This window comes from Paraburkholderia domus, from assembly GCF_905220705.1.
In the GTDB taxonomy this organism is placed as follows: Bacteria; Pseudomonadota; Gammaproteobacteria; order Burkholderiales; family Burkholderiaceae; genus Paraburkholderia; species Paraburkholderia domus.
The window spans coordinates 14,880-34,703 of sequence record NZ_CAJNAT010000006.1 but is presented as its reverse complement, the minus strand read 5'-3'; the positions used below and the strand labels follow the sequence as shown (position 1 = coordinate 34,703).

The 19,824-nt window shown below is 62.1% G+C and carries 13 protein-coding genes; 6 read left to right on the top strand and 7 right to left on the bottom strand.

What is annotated here, in order from left to right; translation table 11 throughout:
• Positions 1 to 39: 39 nt before the first annotated feature.
• Positions 40 to 834, bottom strand: a complete 795-nt coding sequence (locus KHO31_RS13510; RefSeq protein WP_211623546.1) for a transporter substrate-binding domain-containing protein — start codon at positions 832 to 834, stop codon at positions 40 to 42.
• Between the two features lie 218 nt (positions 835 to 1,052).
• On the opposite strand from KHO31_RS13510, the gene hemE reads away from it, so the two are divergent.
• Both hemE and KHO31_RS13500 read left to right on the top strand, forming a co-directional pair.
• Positions 1,053 to 2,153, top strand: coding sequence for a uroporphyrinogen decarboxylase (gene hemE / locus KHO31_RS13505; RefSeq protein ID WP_201071496.1), 1,101 nt, complete (start codon positions 1,053 to 1,055; stop codon positions 2,151 to 2,153).
• Between the two features lie 464 nt (positions 2,154 to 2,617).
• Entirely contained in the window at positions 2,618 to 4,864 is a 2,247-nt protein-coding gene (locus KHO31_RS13500) for a primosomal protein N' (RefSeq protein ID WP_201085783.1), read from the top strand.
• Positions 4,865 to 4,992: 128 nt separating this feature from the next.
• Here KHO31_RS13500 and KHO31_RS13495 read toward each other — a convergent pair whose 3' ends face one another.
• A complete protein-coding gene (locus KHO31_RS13495) occupies positions 4,993 to 5,163 on the bottom strand; it encodes a hypothetical protein (RefSeq protein ID WP_201071494.1) in 171 nt (56 codons plus the stop codon).
• Between the two features lie 313 nt (positions 5,164 to 5,476).
• Between KHO31_RS13495 and putA the strand changes: the two genes are divergently transcribed.
• From putA to KHO31_RS13475, 4 genes are all read left to right on the top strand, one after another.
• A complete protein-coding gene (putA, locus tag KHO31_RS13490; RefSeq protein ID WP_201085784.1) occupies positions 5,477 to 9,406 on the top strand; it encodes a trifunctional transcriptional regulator/proline dehydrogenase/L-glutamate gamma-semialdehyde dehydrogenase in 3,930 nt (1,309 codons plus the stop codon).
• Positions 9,407 to 9,578: 172 nt separating this feature from the next.
• Positions 9,579 to 10,727, top strand: a complete 1,149-nt coding sequence (locus KHO31_RS13485) for a branched-chain amino acid ABC transporter substrate-binding protein (protein WP_201071490.1) — start codon at positions 9,579 to 9,581, stop codon at positions 10,725 to 10,727.
• A gap of 224 nt (positions 10,728 to 10,951) precedes the next feature.
• Positions 10,952 to 11,224 carry a hypothetical protein gene (locus KHO31_RS13480; RefSeq protein ID WP_236061275.1) on the top strand — a complete coding sequence of 91 codons (273 nt, stop codon included), beginning with the start codon at positions 10,952 to 10,954 and terminating at the stop codon, positions 11,222 to 11,224.
• 8 nt (positions 11,225 to 11,232) lie between these two features.
• Positions 11,233 to 11,853 (top strand): hypothetical protein, encoded by a 621-nt coding sequence (locus KHO31_RS13475; protein ID WP_201071484.1) that lies wholly within the window; start codon positions 11,233 to 11,235, stop codon positions 11,851 to 11,853.
• A 102-nt stretch (positions 11,854 to 11,955) separates the two neighbouring features.
• Here KHO31_RS13475 and KHO31_RS13470 read toward each other — a convergent pair whose 3' ends face one another.
• The 5 genes from KHO31_RS13470 to gcvP all read right to left on the bottom strand — a co-directional run bounded on the left by KHO31_RS13470 (position 11,956) and on the right by gcvP (position 19,733).
• On the bottom strand, positions 11,956 to 12,222 hold the full coding sequence (locus KHO31_RS13470) for a PepSY domain-containing protein (protein WP_201071481.1): 267 nt from the start codon (positions 12,220 to 12,222) through the stop codon (positions 11,956 to 11,958).
• Between the two features lie 149 nt (positions 12,223 to 12,371).
• Positions 12,372 to 14,087: a thiamine pyrophosphate-binding protein gene (locus KHO31_RS13465; RefSeq protein ID WP_211623543.1), complete on the bottom strand. Its 1,716-nt coding sequence runs from the start codon at positions 14,085 to 14,087 to the stop codon at positions 12,372 to 12,374.
• Between the two features lie 51 nt (positions 14,088 to 14,138).
• A complete protein-coding gene (locus KHO31_RS13460; RefSeq protein WP_211623541.1) occupies positions 14,139 to 15,527 on the bottom strand; it encodes an L-serine ammonia-lyase in 1,389 nt (462 codons plus the stop codon).
• Between the two features lie 27 nt (positions 15,528 to 15,554).
• On the bottom strand, positions 15,555 to 16,685 hold the full coding sequence (locus KHO31_RS13455) for an alginate lyase family protein (RefSeq protein ID WP_211623540.1): 1,131 nt from the start codon (positions 16,683 to 16,685) through the stop codon (positions 15,555 to 15,557).
• 117 nt (positions 16,686 to 16,802) lie between these two features.
• Positions 16,803 to 19,733 carry an aminomethyl-transferring glycine dehydrogenase gene (gene gcvP, locus KHO31_RS13450; RefSeq protein ID WP_211623538.1) on the bottom strand — a complete coding sequence of 977 codons (2,931 nt, stop codon included), beginning with the start codon at positions 19,731 to 19,733 and terminating at the stop codon, positions 16,803 to 16,805.
• Positions 19,734 to 19,824 lie beyond the last annotated feature (91 nt).

Here is a 19,824-nt window from a genome sequence, read left to right as displayed (position 1 = left end):
TCCGGTCGAGCGGGACGCTGGCGGCCGTACCCCATAACCTTACTTCAGCCACTTGTCCGAGATCGTCTGGTATTCGCCGGTTGCTCGCGCGAGGTGCAACCACTGATCGACGTATTGCTGGAACGTCACATCGCCACGCGGCAGCAACCAGGCCTTCTCGCCGTACTGGAACGGCTTGTCTGGATGCACCGAGCAAAGACCCGGATTCAGCTTTTGCTGCAACAACGTCTCCGATGCATCCGTCACCATCACGTCGGCCTTGCCGGCGAGGATCTGTTTGAAGATCGTCACGTTGTCCGGATAGACGGTCAAGTTCGCATGCGGGAAATACTGTTTGGCGAAACGCTCGTTGGTGCCGCCCGGATTGACGATTACGCGAGTCGCTGGCTGATCGATCTGCGCGACCGTTTGATATTTGCTGACGTCGTCACACCGAACGATCGGCGTCTTGCCGTCGATCATGTACGCCTGCGTGAAAAACGCGCGTTTCTGGCGCTCGAGCGTCGGCGAAACACCGCCCACACCAATGTCGCACTTTGCGACAAAGTCGTTCATCAGGTTCGGCCACGACGTCTTGACGAATTCCGCCTTCACGCCGAGCGATTTGGCGAGCGACTCCGTCATGTCGATATCGATGCCTTCGAACTGGCCGTCTGCCTTGTAAAACGAGTACGGTTTATAGTCGCCGGTTGTACAGGCGCGCAGCGTGCCGCGCGTGAGGATTTCATCGAGCCGCGAGGGCGCCGCGGCGGCGCTGGTTTGCGCCTGGGCCACGCCTGCGTGCATCAAAGCACCGGCTAAAACGCCGAGCAGTGCGAGTGCTGCCTTCTTCATCGGGTCTCCTTGGTTGTGCGTAATTGTTTGGTAAGGCTGTCGGATGATAGCCCGGCAATTCACACTTGAACATTGGCCGTTCAGCTGAGTCATGGCGCCGCACGGGGCAGCAAAAGAGCCAGTCGCAAGCAAGTTGCGTGAGAGTTATTGCCCGCATCAAGCGCGATGCGGCGAGCCGGGTCCGGTAAAATGCCTTTTTGCCCTCAGTCGTATGCAACGTGGCCCATAAACTCCTGAACGACACTTTCCTGCGCGCGCTGCTGCGCCAGCCGACCGACTACACGCCGATCTGGCTGATGCGGCAGGCCGGGCGCTACCTGCCGGAATACAACGCCACGCGGGCTCGCGCGGGCAGCTTCCTCGGTCTGGCGAAGAACCCGGCGTACGCAACGGAAGTCACGCTGCAGCCGCTCGAGCGCTACCCGCTCGACGCCGCGATTCTGTTCTCCGACATTCTGACGGTGCCGGACGCGATGGGCCTGGGTCTCGAATTCGTCACCGGCGAGGGTCCTAAATTCGCCCGCCCGGTGCGCACGGAAGACGATGTGGCGCGCCTTGCCGTGCCGGATATCGACGCCACGCTGCGCTACGTGACCGACGCGGTGCGTGAAATCCGCACCGCACTTACCGACGCGCAAGGCCGTCAGCGCGTGCCGTTGATCGGTTTCTCGGGCAGCCCGTGGACGCTGGCGTGTTACATGGTGGAAGGTGGCGGTTCGGCGGACTTCCGCACGGTCAAATCGATGTTGTACGCGCGCCCAGACCTGATGCACCGTATTCTCGACGTCAACGCGAAGTCGGTTGCGGCGTATCTGAATGCGCAGATCGAAGCCGGCGCGCAAGCCGTGATGATTTTCGACACCTGGGGCGGGGCGCTCGCGGACGGCGTCTACCAACGTTTCTCGTTGCAGTACATCCAGCAAGTGGTGAGTCAGTTGAAACGCGATCACGACGGCGAAAAGGTGCCGGTGATCACCTTCACGAAGGGCGGTGGGTTGTGGCTCGACGAGATCGCCGACATCGGCGTGGATGCGGTCGGTCTCGACTGGACCGTCAACCTGAGCAAGGCGCGTGAGCGCGTGGGCAGCAAGGTGGCGCTGCAAGGCAATATCGATCCTTCGGTGCTGTTTGCGCCTCCGGCTTCGATCCGCATGGAAGCGCGCGCCGTGCTCGACAGCTTCGGCAATCACCCTGGCCACGTCTTCAATCTCGGCCACGGCATTTCGCAGTTCACGCCGCCGGAGAATGTTGCCGAACTCGTGGACGAAGTACATCGTCATAGCCGAGCGATTCGCAGTGGCGCGCATGCACCAACCTGACGCCGTAATCGTTGTCATTTTTGCTGCGGCGCAGCGAACTGGGCTCTTGGTCTAAGGGAATATTTGTAGTCGGCGGGCCGTCAGATGGCGGTCCTGCGAAAGTCAAGACTTGACTTATGCACATTGATCACGCTGCGGCGCGGTAGAAGCTTTCGTCGTGTCATTGCCCTTGCACATTGCAGGCGCATTTGATCTAAGCCTTGTCTGGCAAGGGTTTCACGGGTTGGCGACAAAATGTGCGGAATCCCACAGAAGGCCGCTGCGGCGCGGTTCTTGGCCTATCTGACCGAAGTTCTCAACAAAGTTATCCACAGGCAAGCGGGCCGATTGCAATTGTTCAGCCGAATCCAAAACTTAGCGCCGAAATTGAAGTTTTACTTTAACTTCGATGGGTTCGCCGTCTGTCCAATGTGCACCGTGACGCGGCGTTGTGCCGCATCCATTTACCCGATCCACACCACCGCGTGAGTGAAGTGTTCGTCCGCGTCGCGCTGGATCATCCGCTGCCGACTTTGTTCGACTATCGCTGCGACACGGCCGAGCGTGTCGCGCCGGGCATGCTGGTGAGCGTGCCGTTTGGCAAACGTCACGTGGTGGGTCTCGTCTGCGAAGTGACCACTCACAGTGACGTGCCCGCTGAGCGCCTGCGGGCGGTCAACCATGTTTGCACCGCCTGCCCGCCCGTGTCGGCCGAATGGCTGGCTCTTACGGCCTTCGCCGCCGACTACTATCAACGCGGCCTAGGTGAAGTCGCGCTACCCGCTTTGCCGCAAGCCCTGCGTGATGCTTCGCGCTGGTCGCGTCTGTTCGCACCGGAAGAGCGTTACAGCCTGACGGCCCAGGGTCGCGTCGCGTTACCGGAAACATTGCCGGCTCGCGCCAGCGCGTTGCGCAAGCTTGCCCGGGCCCTGACCGAGGCCGAGTTTCTGATCGCAGCCGACGCCCGTGCGCTGCATCCTAAAGCCATCGCAACCCTGGATGCATGGCTAGCCGAAGGCTGGGTTGCGCTGGAGGTGGTCGAAGCCGCCGAGGTGCTCGCCACCCCCGCATCACCGGATACACCCGCCCCAACCCTACCCACCCTCACCGACGAACAGGCGAGCGCAGTCGAAGCGATCCGCGACGCGAACGGCTTTGCGCCGTTCCTGCTGCACGGCGTGACGGGTAGCGGTAAGACCGAGGTGTATCTGCGCGCGCTCGCCGAGATTCTGGCGGCGAAACCCGACGCGCAGGCGCTCGTCCTCGTCCCTGAAATCAATCTGACGCCCCAGTTCGAGTCGGCCTTCCGTGCGCGTTTTGCTGCGCTCGAAGGCACGTCGATCGTCACGCTGCACAGCGGCCTTGCGGAAGGCGAACGCGCTCGCAACTGGTTCGCAGCGCATACCGGGCGTGCCCGCATTGTGCTCGGCACGCGGCTGGCGGTGCTCGCATCGCTGCCGAAACTTGCAATCATCGTCGTCGACGAGGAACACGATCCGGCTTACAAGCAGCAGGAAGGCCTGCGCTATTCGGCGCGCGATCTTGCGATCTATCGCGCGAAGCAACTCGGCTTACCGGTCGTGCTCGGCTCCGCCACGCCGTCGCTGGAAAGCTGGTGGCAGGCGGATCAGGGGCGCTATAAGCGCCTCACTCTGTCGCGCCGCGCCGTCGCTGAAGCCGTCTTGCCGACCGTCAAACTGATCGATCTGGAAGAAGAACGGCGACGCGGGCGGGCCTCGGTGGAGGGTTTGTCAGGGCCGCTGATCGCGGCGTTGAAGGCGCGGCTCGAGCGCGGCGAGCAAAGTCTCGTGTTCCTGAACCGGCGCGGTTACGCGCCACAGCTCGCCTGCGACGCCTGCGGCTGGGTTGCCGGCTGTCCGCGTTGCAGCGCGTACGTCGTGTTGCACAAACCCGAGCGAGCGTTGCGCTGCCACCATTGCGGCTGGGAAGCGCGCATTCCGCGCTCGTGCCCGGAGTGCGGTAACGTCGACATCGCACCGATGGGACGCGGCACGCAACGCGTCGAAGAAACGCTGGCGAGCGCAGTACCCGGCGCCCGCGTGCTGCGCATCGACGCCGACAGCACGCGCCGCAAAGGCAGCGCGCAGGCGCTGTTCTCCGACGTCCACGCCGGCGAGGTCGACATCCTCGTCGGCACGCAGATGATCGCGAAGGGGCACGACTTCCAGCGGGTGTCGCTGGTCGGTGTGCTGAATGCCGACACGGCCTTGTTTTCACACGACTTCCGCGCGAGCGAACGCCTTTTCGCGCAATTGATGCAAGTGAGCGGTCGCGCAGGCCGCGGCGGTTTACCGGGCGAAGTGCTGGTGCAAACGCGCTACCCGCGTCACGCGCTGTATCACGCGCTGGGGCGGCACGACTACGTCGGCTTTGCCAATTCGACGCTGGCCGAGCGGCGCGACGCCCATTTGCCGCCGTTCGTCTATCAGGCCTTGCTGCGCGCCGAAGGCCGCACGCTCGAAGCCGCGCTCGCCTTCCTGCAGCAGGCCGCCGCCGCGCTGACGGAGATCCCGGCCGCCGAGCGCGTGACAGTCTATGACGCCGTGCCGCTCACCATCGTCAAAGTGATGCATGTGCATCGCGCGCAATTGCTGATCGAGAGCGCGTCGCGGGCCGCGCTGCAGGCCACCTTGCGCGCATGGCAACCGAAGCTGCGTGGCCTGAAAGGCGTGCTGCGCTGGAACCTGGAAGTCGACCCGCTCGACATTTGACGCCTTGCACCTGGCGCGCGCGTCTGTTTCGCCGCCGGTTGAATCCGGCGGCGCGTTATTCACCGCTCGCTATGTCAGCCGAGAGGCGCAGATCGCTATGTCTCCAGCAAGTCGCCGGATTCCACCACTCAATCGTTCAACGCTGCCCGCGTATCGCCAGCCGATGCGCGCGACGCCGGGCGCGTGCGCTTTTCGACAGCCTCGCGTTTGCCCGAGCCACCCGTCGCGCCACGAATGAACAGCACTGCGCACGTCGCGCACATGGCCCAGATGCCTAATATCACTAACCACTTTTCCATTTCGCCAGTCCTCTAAAACCCCGTACCGTTTTTATGTGCGTGCCTTGCGGCCGCGACCATCCATGTTCTGTATAACGGCGCGCCGAGCAATCTGATAAGGGTAAAAGCGAAAAGATTCACGCCAGGGAAAGTACTGATCGCAACCGCCGTCGCCACGCGCAGCGCCGTCCGGCGCAAACCCCCGCCATAGAGGGCTTTCACGAAGGTGCAACCATGCGCAATGCATGGTTGCACCTTTTTATTGGGAGGCGTACGATTCGCCCAACTTTTAGTCTTTCTCCAGCGAATTCGTCTGGTATCCGAAGAAGGAAACATGGCTAGCACCACCCTTGGCGTCAAGGTCGACGACCTCCTGCGTTCCCGGCTGAAAGATGCCGCCACTCGTCTTGAACGCACTCCGCACTGGCTGATCAAGCAGGCGATCTTCGCGTACCTAGAAAGGATCGAACACGGCCAATTGCCGCCTGAATTGTCGGGCCACACCGGCTCGGCCGATCTGGCTGATGGCGCAACAGTGGAGCAGGAGGAAGACGGTGCGTCGCATCCGTTCCTCGAATTCGCGCAGAACGTGCAACCGCAATCGGTGCTGCGCGCGGCGATCACTGCTGCGTACCGCCGTCCTGAGCCGGAATGCGTGCCGTTCCTGCTCGGCCAGGCGCGACTGCCGGCTAATCTCGCGGGCGACGTGCAAGCGATGGCCGGCAAGCTGGTCGAAACGCTACGCACGAAGAGCAAGGGTGGTGGCGTCGAAGGACTGATCCACGAATTCTCGCTGTCGAGCCAGGAAGGCGTGGCGCTGATGTGCCTCGCCGAAGCGCTGCTGCGTATCCCCGATCGCGCCACGCGTGACGCGCTGATTCGCGACAAGATCAGCAAGGGCGACTGGAAGTCGCACGTCGGCCAGGCGCCGTCGCTGTTCGTCAACGCCGCGACGTGGGGTTTGATGATCACCGGCAAGCTGGTGACGACCAATAGCGAAACGGGTCTGTCGTCGGCGCTTACGCGCCTGATCGGCAAGGGCGGCGAGCCGCTGATCCGCAAGGGTGTCGATATGGCGATGCGCCTGATGGGCGAGCAGTTCGTCACCGGCGAGAACATCTCCGAAGCGCTCGCCAACAGCCGCAAGTACGAAGCACGCGGCTTCCGCTACTCGTACGACATGCTCGGCGAAGCGGCGACCACCGAAGCCGATGCGCAGCGCTACTACGCATCGTACGAACAGGCGATCCACGCGATCGGCAAGGCCGCCGGCGGCCGTGGCATCTACGAAGGCCCGGGCATCTCGATCAAACTGTCTGCGCTGCACGCGCGCTATTCGCGTTCGCAGCAGGAACGCACGATGAGCGAGTTGCTGCCGCGCGTGCGCTCGCTGGCGATTCTCGCGCGCCGCTACGACATCGGCCTGAACATCGACGCTGAAGAAGCCGACCGCCTCGAAATCTCGCTCGATCTGCTCGAAGCGTTGTGCTTCGACCCGGAGCTGGCCGGCTGGAACGGCATCGGTTTCGTGGTTCAGGCTTATCAGAAGCGCTGCCCGTTCGTGATCGAATACCTGATCGACCTGGCGCGCCGCAGCCGTCACCGCATCATGGTTCGTCTCGTGAAGGGCGCGTACTGGGATACCGAAATCAAGCGTGCGCAAGTGGACGGCCTCGAAGGCTATCCGGTCTACACGCGCAAGATCTACACGGATGTGTCCTACGTTGCCTGCGCGAAGAAGTTGCTCAGTGCGCCGGACGCGGTCTATCCGCAGTTCGCGACGCACAACGCGCACACGCTATCGGCGATCTATCATCTCGCGGGCAATAACTACTACCCGGGCCAGTACGAGTTCCAATGCCTGCACGGCATGGGCGAACCGCTGTATGAGGAAGTCACTGGCCGCGACAAGCTGAACCGTCCGTGCCGCGTGTATGCGCCAGTCGGTACGCATGAAACGCTGCTCGCGTACCTCGTGCGCCGTCTGCTGGAAAACGGCGCGAATACGTCGTTCGTGAACCGCATCGCCGATGAAAGCGTTGCGATCAAGGACCTGATCGCCGACCCGGTCGACGAAGCCTCGAAGATCGTCCCGCTCGGCGCGCCGCACGCGAAGATTCCGCTGCCGCGCAATCTGTTTGGCGCCGAGCGTCTCAATTCGATGGGCCTCGATCTGTCGAACGAACATCGTCTGGCCTCGCTGTCGTCGGCGTTGCTGGCGAGTGCGCATCATCCGTGGCGCGCCGCGCCGATGCTCGAAGACAACGAGATCGCCGTCGGCGTAGCACGTGATGTGCGCAATCCGGCCGATCATCGCGACCTCGTCGGCACGGTCGTCGAAGCGACGTCGGAACATGTGAGCGCAGCATTGGCACACGCGGTCGCTGCCGCACCGATCTGGCAAGCCACGCCGGTCGATGCCCGCGCCGATTGCCTCGCGCGTGCCGCCGATCTGCTCGAAGCCCAAATGCACACGCTGATGGGGCTCGTGGTGCGTGAAGCCGGCAAGTCGCTGGCGAACGCGGTCGCGGAAATCCGCGAAGCGATCGATTTCCTGCGCTACTACTCGACGCAGATCCGCAACGAGTTCTCGAACGACACGCACCGCCCGCTCGGTCCGGTGGTGTGTATCAGCCCGTGGAACTTCCCGCTGGCGATTTTCATGGGCCAGGTGGCCGCGGCATTGGCTGCCGGCAACACCGTGCTCGCGAAGCCGGCCGAACAAACGCCGCTGATCGCCGCGCAAGCCGTGCGACTCCTGCGCGAAGCCGGTGTGCCGGCGGGCGCGGTGCAACTGCTGCCGGGGGACGGCGAAACCGTCGGCGCGGCATTGGTGGCGGATCCGCGCACCCGTGCAGTGATGTTCACCGGTTCGACGGAAGTCGCGCGTCTGATCAACAAGACGCTCTCGAATCGCCTCGACCCGGAAGGCAAGCCCATTCCGCTGATCGCCGAAACCGGCGGCCAGAACGCAATGATCGTCGATTCGTCGGCGCTCGCTGAACAGGTCGTCGCGGACGTGCTGCAGTCGTCGTTCGATTCCGCCGGTCAACGGTGTTCCGCGTTGCGCGTTCTCTGTCTACAAGAAGATGTTGCGGACCGCACGCTCGAGATGCTGACGGGCGCGATGCGCGAACTGTCGGTGGGCAATCCGGACCGCCTGTCGATCGACGTCGGCCCGGTGATCGACCTCGACGCGAAACGCGGGATCGACGCGCACGTCGCGGCGATGCGCGAGAAAGGCCGCAAGATCGAGCAATTGCCGATGCCGGAAGGCGGCGCACAAGGCACGTTTGTTCCGCCGACGCTGATCGAACTCGACAGCATCGACGAACTGAAGCGCGAAGTCTTCGGCCCGGTGTTGCATGTGGTGCGTTACCGTCGCAGCCAGCTCGACAAGCTGCTCGAACAGATCCGTACGACCGGCTACGGCCTGACGCTCGGCATCCATACGCGGATTGATGAGACCATCGCTCACGTGATCAGCCGCGCGCACGTCGGCAACATCTACGTGAACCGCAATGTGATCGGCGCGGTGGTCGGTGTTCAGCCGTTCGGCGGCGAAGGTTTGTCGGGCACGGGTCCGAAAGCCGGCGGCGCGCTGTATCTGCAACGTCTGTTGGCTACGCGTCCGGCTGGTTTGCCGAAGTCGCTGGCGCAGTCGTTGATCGTGGATACGCCACAAGCCGGTGAAAACAGCGACAATCCGTCCGCTGCCTTGACGGCGCTGCGCGACTGGTTGATCAGCGAACAGCAGCTGGTGCTGGCCGCACGCTGCGACGGTTATCTGTCGCATGTGCCGGCGGGCGCAACTGCGGTATTGTCGGGGCCCACCGGCGAGCGCAACACGTACACGTTGGGCGCGCGCGGCACGGTGCTGTGTATTGCCTCGACGGCGAGCGGTGCGCGTGTGCAGTTTGCCGCGGCGCTGGCTACGGGAAATCGCGCGTTATTCGAGGGCGCGGCTGGTGAACAATTGGTGTCGCAGTTGCCTGCCGCGTTGAAGTCTTACGCAAGCGTGAAGAAGAGCGCCGATACGCCATTCGACGCAGTGCTGTTCGAAGGCGATAGCGACGAACTGCTGGCGCTGGTGAAGGAAGTCGCGAAACGTCCGGGGCCGATCGTCTCGGTGCAGGGCGTCGCGGCACGTGCGCTGGAAAGCGGCGATGAGGACTATGCACTCGAGCGTCTGTTGACGGAACGCTCGGTCAGCGTGAATACGGCAGCAGCAGGCGGTAATGCGAATTTGATGACGATCGGTTGAGCGAACCTCATCGATTACTTCAATAAAATGCAGGGCCGCTCCCAAATTTTATTGCCCCCTCGGGGGGGCCTGGCGCGAAGCGACAGGTTTTGGGGGCGCTCTGTATTAAAACGGAAGCGGTACGGCGACCCCGAAAAACCGCTCCATCCACACCTGGTACCAAGGAGAAGCTATGCAACACAAGATGAAACAGCTGGCAGGCGCAGCGCTGGTTGCGGCAATGTCGCTGGCGGGGACGGCCAACGCTCAATCGACCGAAGACGTGAAGATCGGCTTTGCCGGTCCGATGACGGGCGCACAGGCGCACTACGGTAAGGACTTCCAGAACGGCATCACGCTGGCAGTGGAAGACATGAACGCGACCAAGCCGGTGATCGGCGGCAAGCAGGTTCGCTTCGTGCTGGATTCGGCCGACGACCAGGCCGACCCGCGCACCGGCACGACCGTTGCACAAAAGCTGGTGGATGACGGCATCAAGGGCATGCTCGGCCACTTCAACTCGGGCACCACGATTCCGGCTTCGCGCATCTACGCGAACGCGGGCATCCCCGAAATCGCCATGGCGACGGCGCCTGAGTACACGCAACAAGGCTTCAAGACCACGTTCCGCATGATGACGTCCGACACGCAGCAAGGTTCGGTCGCCGGCACGTTCGCGGTGAAGACCCTGGGCATGAAGAAGATCGTGATCGTCGACGACCGCACGGCGTACGGCCAGGGTCTGGCAGATCAGTTCGAAAAGGCAGCGAAGGCTGCGGGCGGCCAGATCGTCGATCGCGAATACACGAACGACAAGGCTGTCGATTTCAAGTCGATCCTGACCAAGCTGAAGTCGGTCAACCCGGACATGGTCTACTACGGTGGCGCGGATTCGCAAGCAGCACCGATGGTCAAGCAGATGAAGCAACTGGGCATCAAGGCTCCGTTGATGGGCGGCGAAATGGTTCACACGCCGACGTTCATCCAGCTCGCGGGTGACGCAGCGAACGGCACGGTGGCATCGCTGGCCGGCTTGCCGCTGGAAGAAATGCCGGGTGGCAAGGACTACGTCGCGAAGTACAAGAAGCGCTTCAACGAAGACGTGCAAACGTACTCGCCGTACGCATACGACGGCGCAATGGCCATGTTCGACGCAATGAAGAAGGCTAACTCCACCGATCCGGCGAAGTACCTGCCGCTGCTCGCGAAGACCTCGATGCCGGCAGTGACGGCAGCGAACCTCGCGTACGACGGCAAGGGCGACCTGAAGAACGGCGGCATCACGCTGTACAAGGTTGTCGACGGCAAGTGGACGACGCTGCAAAGCGTGGGCGGGAAGTAAGCTGTTTTGCTGCTTGCTTTGGCGTCACGGGAACCCCGCTTCGGCGGGGTTTTTTTATGGCTGGCGTATCGAGGTCGAGTCCGCACGCAAGTGTAGTTAGCCTTCTCCCGAAAAAAATGCATCGACAATCCCCGAGGGTGGCACGAAATTAGTGAAGCGCGTTTTATACGAGACATATCGTATAATCGGAGGTGCGGTTGTCGATACCAAGCAAGTACAGGCAAGTGAAGCGCGCGGTCATCTCCGCGCTCAGGTCCGGGAAGTTCGAGCATGAGGCCCGTTCTGCCATTAACGTGAAAAACCTTCTGTCGACCGGGCAAGTCACAGCTCAGTTCGTCGAGGTTCTCGTTACGAAGAGCGATGGCACACAATACAGTTCGTCACCTCATCACAACGCGCCGGCAATAGATGTTCATATCATTGAGTCCGGCGGCTGGTACGTGAAGTTCTACTTCGTGGGCGACCCGGAAACCGTGTTTATCAGCGTGCACCAGTGAGTGAAGCCATGAAGATGAAACTCTACGAAGAAGGCGAAAAGAGCAAGGCAATCTGCCATCACTGCAAGCAGCTTGTGAGCACGACCTTTGCGCGGCGTGACGTACCTTTCAGTGACGGCAAAGGTGAGGTGAAGAATATTCTCGCAGCGGTGTGTGACGTCTGTGACCATGTGGTCGCCATTCCAGCGCAATCCACGCCAGCCGTCCGCGAAGCGCGGCAGAAGGAAGTCAGGCCGATCGAGGCACAACTGCCCGCCATCTATCTGGATGTTCTCGACCTGGCTGCGTATATGGTCGACAGCGCGAGCTCGACCGAATTTCGGAAGGTGCTCATGACGCTCTATCTGCACCGGTTTGCGTCCGGTGAATATCCGCGGGCAAGGCTGATCAAGGCACATAAATCGGCGACCGAACGCTTCAAGGAGCGCCGCGGCGCTGCACGGCGGCGGCTGTCGATGAAGGTGACGCCGCGCATCGCCGAAGATATCAAGACACTCATGCACGAGACGACCATGAGTCAGACAGAAGTCATCAAGTCCGTGATCTATCAAATCCAAACCGACGTGATCGAATCGCAAAAGCCCGCGCTGATGAAAGAGCTTGGTGCGTTGTCGGTCATATACGCGTAGTTGTTCGTTTGCCAGGTAAACAGGTTGTAGCGTGAAGGTAAAAAAAAGCCCTCGCTTTTCCGCGGGGCTTTTTTATGAAGCTACTTGCGTGAGCCGATGGCGTCATTCCATCTTCTGCCGAATGACTGCAAGCGTCTTGGTGTCGTAGTTCAATTCCACCTTTCTGCCGTCCTTGTTGTAGGCCTCGACCTCATAGCAGTTGTCGTCGATCTCGAACTTCGCGATCTTGTAGCCTTGCGCTTCGATCTGCGCACGGGCGTCACTCTCCTTCAGCCATTCCGCCGTGGGATGAACTGGACAGGACACGTCCATTGCGAACACGGCGCTCGACAGTCCCAACGCACCCGCAAATACCGCAGCCTTAAGCATATCGACTCCTTGAATCGTTCAGACGAACAGCAACCGTAGCCGATTCGTCAAACGACACACAAGGCGATCGAATGGGAAGTCTGCTGTACGTCAAAGATTCGATTTAGGATTCGCCGGCGCAGAGGGACGTTGCGCACAAGCGTTTTACACTAAGCCGTTTCGCCTCGCAGTTTCCTCCCCTGCTCGCGAATCTGCTCCAACGTTGCGCCCGGCGTACTTGCCTCCTGCGGCATGCGAATCTCGATCACTGCGGCACGCTTCGCTTCCATTGAGCGCTGCAACGCAGGCAGAAAATCTTCAGTCCGCTCCACGGTTTCACCGTGCGCGCCGAATGACCTCGCGAACGCGGCGAAATCGGGATTCGTGAGACCGGTGCCGTGCACACGATTCGGATAGTGCCGCTCCTGATGCATCCGGATCGTGCCGAAGTGGCTGTTATTCACGACGATGAAAATCACATGCAGGTCGTACTGCATCGCCGTCGCGAGTTCCTGCGCGGACATCATGAAACAGCCGTCGCCGGCTAACGCGACGACCGCGCGTTGCGGATACATCGACTTCGCCGCAATCGCCGCCGGTACGCCGTAGCCCATCGCGCCACTGGTCGGCGCTAGCTGCGAGCGGAAATGCCGATACGAGAAATGCCGATGCAGCCACGTGGCGTAGTTGCCCGCACCGTTTGTGAGGATCGCATCTTCCGGTAGGTGCGCGCGCAACTGCTGGATTACTTCGCCCATTTGCACGTCACCGGGAATCTGACGGGGCTTGCGCCAGTCGAGATACGCGCGATGGGCTTCTTCAGCCGCACCGGCCCATGCGAGCTTCCCGGCAGAAGGCTTCAACACCGCAAGCAGCGCTGCCAGCTCGGGCATACCGGAGACGATCGGCAAGTCTGCTGCATAGACCCGCCCAAGTTCTTCCGCACCTTGATGCACATGCACCAACGTTTGATTGGTCTTGGGAATGTCGAGCAGCGTGTAACCGTTCGTCGTGGCTTCGCCTAGGCGCGGTCCGAGCGTGAGTAGCAGGTCCGCATCGCGGATACGTTGATCAAGCGCCGGATTGATACCGAGGCCAATATCACCCGCGTAGTTCGGGTGCTCATTGTCGAGCGTATCCTGGAAGCGGAACGCGAGGCCGATCGGCAATTGCCAGTTTTCGACGAAGTGTTGCAGGTCGGCGCATGCCGCGGGCGTCCAACCACTGCCGCCCGCAATCACCATCGGCCGTTGTGCCCCTTCCAGCAATCGACGCAACTCTTCCATCTGCGCTGCTGACGGTGACGCCGCCACACGCTTGTACGCGGGCGCGCCGGCAACAAGGTCACACGCATCACTCAACACATCTTCCGGCAACGACAACACGACCGGCCCCGGCCGTCCCGACGTCGCCGCGTGAAACGCATGACTCAGATATTCGGGAATGCGTTTTGGATCGTCGATCTGCGCGACCCATTTCGCCATCTGCCCAAACATGCGCCGGTAGTCGATTTCCTGGAAGGCCTCGCGGTCCAGATGTTCGCGCGCGCATTGACCGATCAGCAGGATCATCGGCGTCGAATCCTGAAACGCGGTGTGCACACCGATCGACGCGTGAGTCGCACCGGGTCCGCGCGTGACAATAGCGACGCCCGGACGGCCGGTCAATTTGCCAACCGCTTCGGCCATGTTCGCCGCGGCCGCTTCGTGACGGCAGACGATGGTCTGGATGCGTTCGGTCTCATCGTGCAACGAATCGAGCACGGCGAGAAAGCTCTCACCAGGAACACAGAAAACACGTTCGACGCCGTGCGTCAGCAAGGCATCGACGACGAGACGCGCGCCGGTGGTTTGGGCGGTGGAAGAAGTTTCAGAAGCGAGCGGCATTGCGATGAAGCCTCCAGGCGTTGCGATGGGTGCGATCGGGTCGTTGCGCTCTCAACACTCCACAATATTCACCGCCAACCCACCGCGCGACGTTTCCTTGTACTTCGTCTTCATATCCGCGCCGGTTTGCATCATTGTTTTGATCACAGAGTCGAGCGACACGTAATGTGTACCGTCACCGCGTAGTGCCATTCGTGCGGCATTCACGGCTTTCACCGAGCCCATCGCATTGCGCTCGATACACGGAATCTGCACCATCCCGCCGACCGGATCGCACGTCAGCCCGAGGTTATGCTCCATGCCGATCTCGGCAGCATTCTCGACTTGCTCAGGCGTGCCGCCCATCACCGCCGCGAGCGCACCCGCAGCCATCGAACAGGCCACGCCCACTTCACCCTGGCACCCCACTTCCGCGCCCGAAATCGACGCGTTCAGCTTGTACAGAATCCCGATTGCCGCCGCCGTCAGCAGGAAGTCGATCACGCCCTGCTCGTTCGAGCCCGGCATGAAGCGCGTGTAGTAATGCAGCACGGCGGGAATGATGCCGGCCGCGCCATTGGTCGGGGCCGTGACCACGCGCCCGCCCGCAGCGTTTTCTTCATTCACGGCGATGGCGTAAAGATTAATCCAGTCGACCATCGACAGCGGATCGCGCAGCGCCAGCTCAGGATTACTCGACAACGCACGATACAACTGTGGTGCGCGGCGCTTCACCTGGAACGGACCGGGCAACGTACCGTCTGCAACCGGATTGTTGATGCCGCAACCGCGCGCTACGCACGATTGCATTACGTTCCAGATCTTCAGCAAGCCCGCACGCGTCTCTTCTTCCGTGTGCCAGACCCGCTCGTTTTCCCACATCAATTGCGCGATGCTCTTGCCGGTCGATTTGCACAGCGCGAGCAATTCGTTGCCGCTGCGGAACGAGTGCGGCAATTGTTCGACGGCGCTCAGCACCTTCGTGTTCGGCGCGCCCGCCGTCACCACAAACCCGCCACCCACCGACAGATACGTCGACTCGCGTAGCGTCTCGCCCTGCGCATCGAGCGCACGCAGCTTCAGGCCGTTCGGATGCTCGGACAGCGCCTGGCGATAAAACGAAATGTGATCTTTCTGGATGAACGGCACCTCGTGCGTGCCGAGCAAGGCGAGCTTGCGCGACGCCTTCACCGCGTCCAGACGCTGCGCGATCGTGTCCGGATCGACCGTGTCAGGCGCATCGCCCATCAAGCCGAGCATCACGCCGCGATCGGTGCCGTGCCCCTTGCCGGTCGCGCCGAGCGAACCATACAAATCCACTTTCACCGATGCTGTCGCCGCAAGCAGCCCGTCGCGTTCGAGCCCTTGCGCGAACATCAGCGCAGCGCGCATCGGCCCGACCGTATGCGAACTGGACGGACCAATGCCGATTTTGAAAAGGTCGAAGACGCTGACTGCCATTTACTGCTCCTGCTGATAAAAGTTAGTTTAGCGCGCCGGCAGCGGTAAACACACGGCGAGCCACGCGGGCGGCGTCGGTGCGAGCTGCAGCGCGATCGGCGTATAGCGTCCATCGAGACGCGCCGCCAGGTGAAACAGTTCCGTCGCGTTTTTCGGATCCCATTGACCCGAATAGCCAGGCAAACCAGCCTCGCGACGTTTGGCATCGAACGGAACAGTCGAATGCACGAATTCTTCATGCGTCTTGCTGCCGTCCGCATACGGCGTGAGCCAGTCGAGTGCGGCTTGCAGCGACGCGCCGTTTGCCCCCTTCTCCGGCAACCAGTTGCGGTTGTGGCGGCGCGCCGCGAGCGCGGCGGTCACGAGCGGCTGCAGGTCGTAGGTGACGTAATGCAATGCATCGCGCTCGGCGAAATCCACCGTCGAGCCGTCCGGCGCGATGTTGTCGCCGATATGCTCGTCGAACAAACGTTGCGCCGCGTTGATCATCTTGCGGTTATCGAGCGTGAACGCGGCCATCGCGATCAGCTTGATCCGGTGGCTCTGCCAATTGTTCTTGAACGTGCCCTTGAGCGGCCGAGGCTGCGCGTCGATCTGCGCGATGTAGCCGCTCGCGAGCTTCGTCAGGAACGTCATCGATGCATTGCGCGTCTTCACCGGCAACGCGCTCGCGGTCATGTCGTAAGCGAGGATCAGGCCATCGAAATGGGTTTCGTCGATCGGATTGAAACTGGGCTGATAAGTCGTGACCCACGCATACAGCAGGCGGTCGACGAGCTTCAGATAACGGTCGTCGCTGGTCGCGCGCCAGGCGAGCGCGGCGTCGCGCAGCAGATCGAGATCCTTCTCCGCCTCGACGCTTTGATCGTAGATGCCCTCGTGCGGCAGCGTGCCCTCGGTATGCAGTTTCGCCAGCGCATGCGGCGGGTCGTTCAGATGCGCCTGCACATTGCTCACCAATGCCTTGACGCCTGGATCAGCGTTGGTGCGCTCGCTGGTTTGCAGCGCGGGTGCTGCACAAAAATTCATCGCCGCTTGCGCCTGTCGCAGCGGCAGCAGCATCGCTGCGCCTGCCAACAACAGTGTGCAAGCCTGCTGCCACGTCTGGGCTCGCCTTGCTTCGGTCCGGCTCTGCATCAATCGCACCTTTCGCGCCATGCGAAACTCCTCGTTAGGCTGATTCGGTGTGTGATGTTAGCCGTTTGCCGTGACAAGCGACAGAACCGCGCAACGCCTGCTTACAACCTTCAGGCGATGCGCGGCTGGCGGCCACGCTTACTCGTAGTCGGCGATCGGCACGCAGGAGCAGAACAGATTGCGGTCGCCGTACACGTTGTCCGCACGGCCGACCGGCGGCCAGTACTTCTTCGCGATCAACGTGGGCAGCGGATAAGCGGCGGTTTCGCGCGCATACGCATGCTTCCAGTCGTTGGCGATGACCACCGCTGCCGTATGCGGCGCGTGCTTCAGCGGATTGTCTTCGCGATCCGAGCGGCCATCTTCCACCGCGCGAATTTCCTCGCGGATCGCGATCATCGCTTCGACGAAGCGGTCGAGTTCTTCCTTCGACTCCGATTCAGTCGGCTCGACCATCAGCGTGCCCGGCACCGGGAAGCTCATGGTCGGTGCGTGGAAGCCGTAGTCGGCGAGGCGCTTGGCGACGTCGTCGACCGAAATGCCACTGGTTTCCTTGATCGGACGCAGATCGAGAATGCACTCGTGCGCAACCAGTCCGCCCGGGCCCGAATACAGCACCGGATAATGCGGGGCGAGTTTGTTCGCGACGTAGTTGGCGTTGAGGATCGCGGTTTCGGTGGCGGCCGTGAGGTTCTTCGCGCCCATCATCGCGATGTACATCCACGAAATCGGCAGAATCGACGCGGAACCGTACGGTGCGCCCGACACGGCGCCGATACCGTTCGGCGCGCGCTCATAGCCCGACGAAATCTGATTCGGCAGGAATTGCGCGAGATGCGCGCCGACTGCGACCGGACCGACACCCGGTCCGCCGCCGCCGTGCGGAATACAGAAGGTCTTGTGCAGATTCAGGTGCGAGACATCGCCGCCGAACTGGCCCGGCGCGCACAGCCCGACCATGGCGTTCATGTTCGCGCCGTCCACATAGACCTGACCGCCGTGCGCATGCACGATCTCGCAGATTTCGCGGACGTTCGATTCGAACACGCCGTGCGTTGACGGATACGTGATCATGATTGCCGCGAGCTTGTCGGCGTGCTGCTCGGCCTTCTTCTTCAGGTCTTCGATATCGACGTTGCCTTGCGCGTCGCAAGCAACCACGACCACTTGCATGCCGGCCATTTGCGCCGACGCCGGGTTCGTGCCGTGCGCCGAAGCGGGAATCAGGCAGACGTTGCGGTGACCTTCGCCGCGCGATGCGTGGTACGCGTGAATGATCAAGAGACCCGCGTACTCGCCTTGCGAGCCGGCGTTCGGCTGCAGCGACACGGCTGCGTAGCCGGTGGCCGCGACCAGCATCTGTTCGAGCTGATCGATCATTTCGCGGTAGCCGACCGTTTGCTCAGCCGGAGCGAACGGGTGAATCTGACCGAACTCGGGCCACGTGACCGGCAGCATTTCCGAGGTCGCGTTCAGCTTCATCGTGCAGGAGCCGAGCGGGATCATCGAGCGGTCGAGTGCCAGATCCTTGTCCGAGAGGCTGCGCAGGTAGCGCAGCATTTCCGTTTCCGAATGGTGGCGGTTGAACACGTGGTGCGTGAGGTACGCGCTGGTGCGTTCGAGCGCGGCCGGCACGGTGCTTTCGGCGGGCAGTTCGGCGTCGAGGGCGTCGATTTGCGGCACGTCGTTCACGAACGCCGCTTGCGCAAATGCCGCGAGCAGATCGGCCAGATCGCTGCGCTTGGTGGTTTCGTCGATCGAGATGCCGACGCGCGTGTCGCTCACGCGGCGCAGGTTAATGCGCTTCGCGGTGGCGGCGTCATGCAGCGCCTGAGTACGTGCGCCGGTTTCGAACGTGAGCGTGTCGAAGAATGTGTCGTTGACGAGCGTGTAGCCGAGCTTTTTCGCACCGGCCGCGAGCAGCGCAGCGATACGATTCACGCGCAGCGCGATCGTCTTCAGGCCGTGCGGGCCGTGATAGACGGCGTACATGCTGGCCATGATCGCGAGCAGCGCTTGCGCGGTACACACGTTCGAGGTCGCCTTTTCGCGGCGGATATGTTGTTCGCGCGTTTGCAGAGCCAGACGCAACGCCGGATTGCCTTGGGCATCGACGGTCACACCGACCAGACGGCCCGGCATCTGACGCTTGAATTCGTCGCGCACAGCGAGGTAAGCCGCGTGCGGGCCGCCGAAACCAACCGGCACGCCGAAACGCTGCGTGTTGCCGACGGCTACGTCCGCACCCCATTCGCCCGGCGGCGTGAGCACGGTCAGCGCGAGCAGATCGGCGGCGACCACCACGTGGCCGCCCGCTGCGTGGATGGCGTCGGCAAGTGCGCGGTAGTCGCGCACATCGCCGTTCACGCCCGGGTATTGCAGCAGCACGCCGAATGCATTCGAGTTCGCTGCATCCGCAGCCGGGCCCACTTTCACTTCAATGCCGACCGGCGTGGCGCGCGTCTTCACCACTTCAATGGTTTGCGGCAGCACGTCGTCGGCGACGTAGAACACGTTCGACTTCGGCTTGCCGACGCGTTGCAGCAGCGTCATCGCTTCGGCGGCTGCGGTCGCTTCGTCGAGCAACGAGGCGTTCGAGATCGCCAGACCGGTGAGGTCGACGATCATCTGCTGGAAGTTCAGCAGCGCTTCCAGACGGCCTTGCGAGATTTCCGGCTGATACGGCGTGTACGCGGTGTACCACGCCGGATTTTCCAGCACGTTACGCAGGATCACCGTCGGGGTGTGCGCGTTGTAATAACCCTGCCCGATGTACGAGCGGAACACCTGGTTCTTGTCCGCGAGTTCACGCAGCGCGGCGAGCGCTTCGGCTTCGCTCTTCGGCTGGGCGAAGGGGCCGAGCGGCAGCGTTTCGGTGCGGCGGATCGTCTTCGGAATGACGGCGTCGATCAGCGCGGCGCGCGACGCAAAGCCGAGGGCTTCGAGCATCGCATGCTGGTCGGCCGAATCCGGGCCGATGTGCCGTTCGGCGAAGGCATCATGCACTTCGAGCGCGGCGAGCGAGAGAGGAGTGCGGTTCATCAGACGATCCGGGTGTTCGAGCTTCATGAGGTGTTCCTGCCGGTGCGGGCGTCCGTTCAGCGATTGAATCGGACGCGCCGCGCCTGTCGGGTTTAAACGTAATGGTGCAGCTTGCGGT

What these genes read in the sequence shown, in the direction of transcription:
- KHO31_RS13470 (WP_201071481.1), bottom strand. Translation starts at nt 12,222, where the DNA reads ATGCTTAAGGCTGCGGTATTTGCGGGTGCGTTGGGACTGTCGAGCGCC.
- KHO31_RS13495 (WP_201071494.1), bottom strand. Translation starts at nt 5,163, where the DNA reads ATGGAAAAGTGGTTAGTGATATTAGGCATCTGGGCCATGTGCGCGACG.
- KHO31_RS13455 (WP_211623540.1), bottom strand. Translation starts at nt 16,685, where the DNA reads ATGGCGCGAAAGGTGCGATTGATGCAGAGCCGGACCGAAGCAAGGCGA.
- KHO31_RS13460 (WP_211623541.1), bottom strand. Translation starts at nt 15,527, where the DNA reads ATGGCAGTCAGCGTCTTCGACCTTTTCAAAATCGGCATTGGTCCGTCC.
- putA (WP_201085784.1), top strand. Translation starts at nt 5,477, where the DNA reads ATGGCTAGCACCACCCTTGGCGTCAAGGTCGACGACCTCCTGCGTTCC.
- KHO31_RS13475 (WP_201071484.1), top strand. Translation starts at nt 11,233, where the DNA reads ATGAAGATGAAACTCTACGAAGAAGGCGAAAAGAGCAAGGCAATCTGC.
- KHO31_RS13485 (WP_201071490.1), top strand. Translation starts at nt 9,579, where the DNA reads ATGCAACACAAGATGAAACAGCTGGCAGGCGCAGCGCTGGTTGCGGCA.
- KHO31_RS13510 (WP_211623546.1), bottom strand. Translation starts at nt 834, where the DNA reads ATGAAGAAGGCAGCACTCGCACTGCTCGGCGTTTTAGCCGGTGCTTTG.
- KHO31_RS13465 (WP_211623543.1), bottom strand. Translation starts at nt 14,087, where the DNA reads ATGCCGCTCGCTTCTGAAACTTCTTCCACCGCCCAAACCACCGGCGCG.
- gcvP (WP_211623538.1), bottom strand. Translation starts at nt 19,733, where the DNA reads ATGAAGCTCGAACACCCGGATCGTCTGATGAACCGCACTCCTCTCTCG.